Here is a 6,897-nt window from a genome sequence, read left to right as displayed (position 1 = left end):
CAGGTGGAGAGGTGGAAGGGGGCGCGGGGCGGGGGGAGATGGGGGTGGGTGTGCTGGGTTCTCGCGTCGTTCAGTTCCACTTCGGGCCCCTCCTACGTTGCCGGCGGTGCCATACCCGCATCGCCGTCCCACCGACACACCCGGGGCCAATGTAGTGGAGTGCGCGGGCGCGCAGCCGATCTTCGGCCACTGGCCGCGTCGGACAATTGGGTCGTCCCGGCACTACCGAGTGGCGCATGCCGGAGCCGTGCGGCCGGTCGTAGCCTGCGGTTACCGCGTCAAGAACTTGGAGAAGACAGATGAGCGCTGCAACGCCGCTCCCGCAGGAGCGCCGACTGGTCACCGCGATCCCCGGCCCGAAGTCGCAGGAGCTGCAGGCTCGCAAGCTCGGCGCGGTCCCGGCGGGCGTGGGCACCACGCTGCCGGTGTACGTGTCGCGGGCCGGCGGCGGCGTGCTGGAGGACGTGGACGGCAACAGCCTGATCGACTTCGGTTCGGGCATCGCCGTGACGAACGTGGGCAACAGCGCCGCGGCCGTGGTGGCGCGGGCGACCGAGCAGCTGGCCGCGTTCACGCACACCTGTTTCATGGTGACCCCGTACGAGGGCTACGTGGCGGTGGCGGAGCAGCTGAACGAGCTGACCCCGGGCGACCACGACAAGCGCACCGCGCTGTTCAACTCGGGCGCCGAGGCGGTGGAGAACGCGGTGAAGATCGCCCGCGCCTACACCAAGCGGACCGCGGTGGTGGTGTTCGACCACGGCTACCACGGCCGGACCAACCTGACCATGGGCCTGACCGCGAAGAACATGCCGTACAAGCAGGGCTTCGGGCCGTTCGCGCCGGAGATCTACCGGGTGCCGGTGGCGTACCCGTACCGCTGGCTGACGGGTGCGGAGAACTGCGCCGCCGAGGCCGCCGCGCAGGCGATCGAGGTCGTCAACAAGCAGATCGGCGCGGAGAACGTCGCGGCGGTCATCATCGAGCCGATCCAGGGCGAGGGCGGTTTCATCGAGCCGGCCAAGGGCTTCCTGCCCGCGATCGCGGAGTTCGCGAAGGCGAACGGGATCGTGTTCGTGGCGGACGAGATCCAGACCGGTTTCTGCCGCACCGGCCAGTGGTTCGCGTGCGAGGACGAGGGCGTCGTCCCGGACCTGATCACCACGGCGAAGGGCATCGCGGGCGGTCTGCCGCTGGCGGCGGTGACCGGCCGGGCCGAGATCATGGACGCCGCGCACGCGGGCGGCCTGGGCGGGACCTACGGCGGCAACCCGGTGGCCTGCGCGGCCGCGCTGGGGGCGATCGAGACCATGCGGTCCGAGGACCTGAACGGCAAGGCGCGGCACATCGGCGAGGTCATGCTGGGCCGGCTTCGGGCCATGCAGGAGAAGTTCGCCGACTCCGACCGGGTGCGCATCGGCGAGGTCCGCGGCCGCGGCGCGATGATCGCGGTGGAGCTGGTGAAGCCGGGCGGCAAGGAGCCGGACCCGGAGGTGACCGCGGCGATCGCGAAGGCGTGCCACGCGGAGGGCCTGGTGGTGCTGACCGCCGGGACGTACGGCAACGTGCTGCGCTTCCTGCCGCCGCTGGTGATCCCGGAGCACCTGCTGGTCGAGGGCCTGGACATCCTGGAGTCGGCCTTCGCGGGCGTCTGAGCCCTGCGGGCACGGCGGAACTCCCGGTGAGCGGCGCGGGGGCCGGACGGAGCGGATCCCGTCCGGCCCCCGCGCGTCCGCGTGCCGGGCGGGCGGGCGGGTGACGGGCGGGCGGGTGGAGGTCGCCCCACCGGTGGTGAAGATGCTGTGCACGATGGCGGGTCCTCCGTTCCCGACCCCGGCTTTGACGTACTGTCATCACAGATGGACAGCGAACAGCACCCACTGCCCATGACTCCGTCCGCCGCCGAGGCGGACGCACTTGACCGATCGACCGGCCGTCCCGCCCACACCCCCCGGGCCGCACGGCGCGGCGATCGCCTTGGCCGCCCCGGAGCTCTCCCCCCTGCTCCGGGGCGGCCGATTTTTGCTGTCCTGCCCATGACACTCGCGCTGGTGCTGCTCGTGGTCTCCTGGCAGGTCGCGGTGGACGGGCCGCTGCTGGGGGTGGACACGGCGGTGCGCGACGGGGTGCGGCGCCTGCGCCGGGCGATCGGCTCGACGCTGCTGAACCACCTGGGCGTGGCGCTGTCGGACCTGGGCGGCGCCCTGGTCGCGGTCCCGGTGCTGCTGGGGTGCGCGGGCCTGGCGACCTGGCTGGCCCGGCGCGGCGGGCGGCCGCGCTGGTGGGTGCCGGTGCCGGTGGCGGTGGCGGCCGCGGTGCTGGTCCCGCTGCTGGTGGTGCCCGCGAAGAGCTGGTTCGCCCGCCCGGGCCCGTACGGGGTGCCGCTGGCCGCGGACCAGTGGGGCTGGTACCCGTCGGGCCACACCGCGACCTCCGCGATCGCGTACGGGACGGCGGCGCTGCTGCTGGCCCGGGTGCTGCCGGCCGCGGTCGGACGGCGGCTGGGCGCGGTGGCGGTGGCGGTGTGCCTGGGGGTGGGGGCGGGCCTGGTGTGGAGCGACTTCCACTGGCTGCTGGACGTGGTGGCGAGCTGGTGCCTGGCTGGCCTGCTGCTGCTCGGCCTGCACCGGCTGCTGCCGCGCCTGCTGCCCGACCGCCCGTGACCCACGGCCGTCCGTGACCGCAGCCGTCCGTGACCGCAGCCGTCCGCGGCCGCGGCCGGGGCCGAACCGTCCGCGCCCCGGGACCCGACCGCCCGTGACCTGCTGACCGACCGGCCGTCAGCGGCCAGTTCGGTCCAGACCATTGACGCCCAACCGGCTCGCGCGCACCCTGTTCCCCACCCATCAGCACGCGATCGCCGGGAGGCGAATGTGCGTTCCCCAGTCATGCCCATGACGCGTTTTTCGGTAGCGGCCTCACTGCTGGCCCTGGCGGTGACGGCGCTGCCGGTCCCACCGGCGACAGCGGCGACGGCCTCACCGATGCAGGTGTACGGGGCCTGGCACTGCAGCGACGACGCCTGCACCTGGGCGAAGGTGCGCGACCTCGCCGAGTTCGACGCCGCCAACCACTGGCTGATCGACCGCGGCGACGGCCGGCCCTCGGTGAACGTGGTGGTCCTGAGCTTCGTCAACCCGCTGCGGCTGCTGAACGGCACCACCGACGCCGGGAACGCCGCCGGGGTGCCGGTCGGCATGGACCAGCGGGTGGTGGACTACTTCACGGCGCACGGCATCCGGGTGATGCTCTCCATCGGCGGCATCACGTACACCGGCGACTGGGACACCGCGCTGGCCCAGAACGGCACGCTGCTCGGCCAGAAGGCGGCGGCGCTGGCGAGCAAGCTCGGCGTGGGCATCGAGATCGACTACGAGAACAGCAACAACCCGAACCTGACCGGCCTGCAGGCGTTCGTGGACGCCTACCGGGCCGCCCACCCCTACGACGCCTCGGGCGCCGACCCGACCGCCCGGCTGACCATCGACGTGGCGGCCGGGGACCGCTGGCTGATCGGCATCGACCAGTACGCCACCGCGAACTGGCTGACCACGGCGAACCCGGTGCTGGACTACGCCAACGCGATGGTGCCGAGCAGGCAGCCGACCGCCTCCTCGGCGACCGCCAACTGGCAGGAGCACCTGGACGGCAAGCCGACCTACAACCCGGCGATCCCGCCGCTGGCCCCGGCGAAGTTCACCGGCAGCCTGTACGTCGCGGAGGGCTCGAAGGTCCGGCCCGAGTGCAACGACTTCGCGAACTCGGTGCAGAAGGCCACCGGCAGCTGGGTGCAGAGTGCCGCACCGAACGGGGCGGGGACGACGGCCGGGATGCTGGGCTTCATGTTCTGGGCGGCCGAGAAGCCGTCCACCCGGGGCGTGACCACCGCGCCGCCGAACAGCTGCGAGGGCGGGGTCGGCGCGGGGGCCACGGCCTTCGCGGTGCCGGTGCCGATGCCCCCGCTGCGCCAGAGCTGAGCGGACGCGGACGCGAGGGCCGGGGCGGGGGCGGGGCGGGGTCAGCCCTCCTCGCCGGTGAGGCGCTGGACGGTGCCGGCCTCCCCGCCCTCGCGCTGCCAGGCGACGACCAGTTCGTCGCGGGTGCCGAAGCGGACCAGGTGGCGGCCGACCACGTCCTCCAGCTGGGCGAGGGCCTCCTCGGCACCCTCGACGGACAGCAGCAGCGCGCCGTCCCCGGCGGTGAGCTCGGCCCGGCCGGCGCCGAAGACGAGCGAGCCGCGGCCGGTCTCCTCCGACCACTCGGCGGGGACCTTGCGGCCCATGTGGGCGGCGAGCTGCTTGGCGTAGCGGGCGGGGCGGTCGGTGCTGACGCGGGCGGTGGAGCGGGCCACGGGGGACTCCTCGGTTCGAAGGCGCAGAGGCGGTTAGGCTCACCTAAGCTACTCGATTGCTGAGCCAAGCTCAACAAGTTATCCGGGCGAGACCGGTCACCCTCCGTACCGGCCCCGGGCCGCCCGCTAACCTGTGCCCATGACCACCCCCGGCCCCGCCGACACCGCAGCGGAACTCGCCGACGCGCTCACCCGGGCGATGAAGCGGATCCGCCGACGGACCATGCAGCGGCTGGAGCCGTACGGCCTCACCCCCGCCCAGGGCCGGGCCCTGCGCACCCTCGCCCACGCGCCCGGCTGCGAGAGCGCCGAGACCATGCGGCTGAGCGAGCTCGCCGAGCGGCTGCACATCGCCCCGCGCTCCGCCACCACCGTGGTCGACGCCCTGGAGGAGGCCGGCCTGGTCGCCCGCACCCCCGACCCGGCCGACCGCCGGGCGGTGCGACTGGTGCTCACCGAGGACGGGCACGGCGCGCTGGAGCGGATCTCCCGGGTCCGGCACGAGGTCGCCCAGGAGTACTTCGGCCCGGTCAGCCCTGCCGAACAGGACGCCCTGCTGCGCGCGCTGCGGCACGCCGAGGAAGCGTACGAAGCCGGTCCCACCCCGTAGCCGGCACCGCGCCCAGCCCGATCCCGGCAATCACCAGCAGCGCCGCGGCCCCCGCCGCCGGGCTGAACCGCTCGCCGAGCAGCAGCCCCGCCGAGGACATCCCGAACACCGGCACCAGCAGCGAGTACGGGGCGACCGCGGAGGCGTCGTAGCGGCGCAGCAGGTGGCTCCAGGCGACGAACCCGAACAGCGTGGACACCAGGCCGACGTACAGCACCGCGCCGACGCCCGGCCAGGTGATCGCGCGCAGCGCCGCCCGGTCCGCGCCCGGGCCCTCGACCAGCAGCGACAGCGCCAGCAGCGGCAGCGGCGGCACCGCGGAGACCCACACCATCCAGCGCAGCGCGTCCGGCGGGGCGGCCCGGCGGGTCAGCACGTTGGCCAGGCCCCAGGCCACCGCCGAGCCGGTCACCAGCACGAACGCGCCGACCGGCCCGCCCGCGCCGCGGTCGACGGCGGCCAGCGCGATCCCGGCGAACGCCACCGCCAGCCCGACGACCCGCAGCCGCCCGGGCCGCTCGCCCAGCAGCCCGGCGGCGAACAGCGCGGTGAACCCGGCCTGCCCCTGCAGCACCAGCGAGGACAGCCCGGCCGGCATCCCGGCGTGCATGCCGAGGAACAGCAGCCCGAACTTCACCACCCCCAGCACCAGTCCGACCCCGAGCACCCACCGCCACGCCACCCGCGGCGGGCCGACCAGGAACACCGCGGGCAGCGCCACCACGGCGAACCGCATCGCGCAGAACAGCAGCGGCGGGAAGTCGTGCAGACCGACCTCGATCAGCACGAAGTTCAGGCCCCAGACCGCGGCGACCAGCACGGCGAGGGCGATGTGACGCGGCGTCATCGCGGAGGAGGAGGAGGAGGAGGAGGAGGTCATGCTCCGAGAATCCCTCGGCGGACTGTTCAGCACCAGCGAATGTTCCTCAACCCCACCGTTCAGTGATGCTTCACAATGGACCCATGATGGATCTGGGACGCCTGCGCGCCCTGCACGCGGTCGCCGTGCACGGCTCGGTCGGCGGGGCCGCCGCGGCCCTCGGCTTCACCCCCTCCGCGATCTCCCAGCAGATCGCCAAGCTCGAACGCGAGACCCGCACCGTCCTGCTCGAACGCCAGGGCCGGGGCGTCCAGTTGACCGACGCCGCGCTGCGCCTCGCCGACACCGCGCAGCACGTCCTGGCCCTGGTCGAGCAGGCCGAGGTGACGCTGGAGGAGCAGCGCGGCCGGGCGGCCGGACGGCTGCTGGTGGCCGCCTTCCCCACCGCGGCGCGCGGCCTGCTGCCCGCCGTCCTGGCCGAACTGCGCGACAGCTGCCCCGAGTTGGACGTCCGCCTGCTGGAGAGCGACCCGTACCCGGCGGCCGAGCTGGTGGCCCGCGGCGAGGTCGACCTGGCGGTCGTGCAGGACTGGGCGACCGTCCCGCTGCCGGTGCAGCCCGGGGTCGACCGGCTCGACCTCGGCACGGACCCGGTCGACCTGCTGCTGCCCGTCGCGCACCCGCTGGCCGCGCTGGACGCCGTCCCGGTGACGGCGCTGCGCGGTCAGCGCTGGATCAGCGTCCCGCCCGGCAACATCTGCCACGACTGGCTGCTGCGCACCATGCGGGAGACCGGCGAGGAACCGGACGTCGCCCACCGGGTCGGCGAGTTCCAGACCCAGCTCGCCCTGATCGCGGCCGGCCTCGGCCTCGGCCTGATCCCCCGCCTGGGCCGCGGCCCCCTCCCGCCCGGCATCGCCGCCCGCCCCGTCACCCCCGAACCCGTCCGCCGCGTCCACGCCCTCTGGCGCACCCAGACCTCCCGCCGCCCCGCCGTCACCGCCACCCTCACCGCCCTGCGCCACCACTGGGACGCCCTGACCACCTGAGGCCCTCCCCCATCACCCGCCCCCACCGCTACGCCAGCCCCACCACCAGCCACCTGCCCCCCAGCAG

At 74.2% G+C, this 6,897-nt stretch carries 7 protein-coding genes; 5 read left to right on the top strand and 2 right to left on the bottom strand.

From position 1 onward, the window contains the following. The first annotated feature begins 299 nt into the window (after window positions 1-299). The 3 genes from gabT to OO57_RS36735 all read left to right on the top strand — a co-directional run bounded on the left by gabT (window position 300) and on the right by OO57_RS36735 (window position 3,977). Window positions 300-1,655, top strand: coding sequence for a 4-aminobutyrate--2-oxoglutarate transaminase (gene gabT, locus OO57_RS36745; protein ID WP_033257186.1), 1,356 nt, complete (start codon window positions 300-302; stop codon window positions 1,653-1,655). A 381-nt stretch (window positions 1,656-2,036) separates the two neighbouring features. Further along, entirely contained in the window at window positions 2,037-2,663 is a 627-nt protein-coding gene (locus tag OO57_RS36740) for a phosphatase PAP2 family protein (RefSeq protein WP_033257184.1), read from the top strand. A 321-nt stretch (window positions 2,664-2,984) separates the two neighbouring features. Then, window positions 2,985-3,977 carry a hypothetical protein gene (locus tag OO57_RS36735; protein ID WP_234337692.1) on the top strand — a complete coding sequence of 331 codons (993 nt, stop codon included), beginning with the start codon at window positions 2,985-2,987 and terminating at the stop codon, window positions 3,975-3,977. Window positions 3,978-4,018: 41 nt separating this feature from the next. Here the strand turns inward: OO57_RS36735 and OO57_RS36730 are convergent, their stop codons facing one another. Further along, the gene (locus tag OO57_RS36730) at window positions 4,019-4,351 is read right to left on the bottom strand and encodes a DUF2218 domain-containing protein (RefSeq protein WP_033257181.1); all 333 of its coding nucleotides are present in this window, start codon (window positions 4,349-4,351) and stop codon (window positions 4,019-4,021) included. A gap of 139 nt (window positions 4,352-4,490) precedes the next feature. Here OO57_RS36730 and OO57_RS36725 point away from each other — a divergent pair, with 139 nt between their 5' ends. Further along, complete coding sequence (locus tag OO57_RS36725; protein ID WP_033257180.1) at window positions 4,491-4,961, top strand: MarR family winged helix-turn-helix transcriptional regulator; 471 nt, start codon at window positions 4,491-4,493, stop codon at window positions 4,959-4,961. On the opposite strand, the gene OO57_RS36720 is transcribed toward OO57_RS36725, so the two are convergent. Then, window positions 4,882-5,808 (bottom strand): EamA family transporter, encoded by a 927-nt coding sequence (locus tag OO57_RS36720; RefSeq protein ID WP_033257188.1) that lies wholly within the window; start codon window positions 5,806-5,808, stop codon window positions 4,882-4,884. The genes OO57_RS36725 and OO57_RS36720 overlap by 80 nt on opposite strands. Before the next feature lie 116 nt (window positions 5,809-5,924). Here OO57_RS36720 and OO57_RS36715 point away from each other — a divergent pair, with 116 nt between their 5' ends. Next, on the top strand, window positions 5,925-6,830 hold the full coding sequence (locus tag OO57_RS36715; RefSeq protein WP_033257179.1) for a LysR family transcriptional regulator: 906 nt from the start codon (window positions 5,925-5,927) through the stop codon (window positions 6,828-6,830). Window positions 6,831-6,897 lie beyond the last annotated feature (67 nt).

Origin of the sequence: Kitasatospora phosalacinea, assembly GCF_000717185.1 — a bacterium.
GTDB lineage: Bacteria > Actinomycetota > Actinomycetes > Streptomycetales > Streptomycetaceae > Kitasatospora > Kitasatospora phosalacinea_A.
The sequence above is the reverse complement of the archived record's forward strand: the minus strand, read 5'-3'. Positions and strand labels throughout refer to the sequence as shown.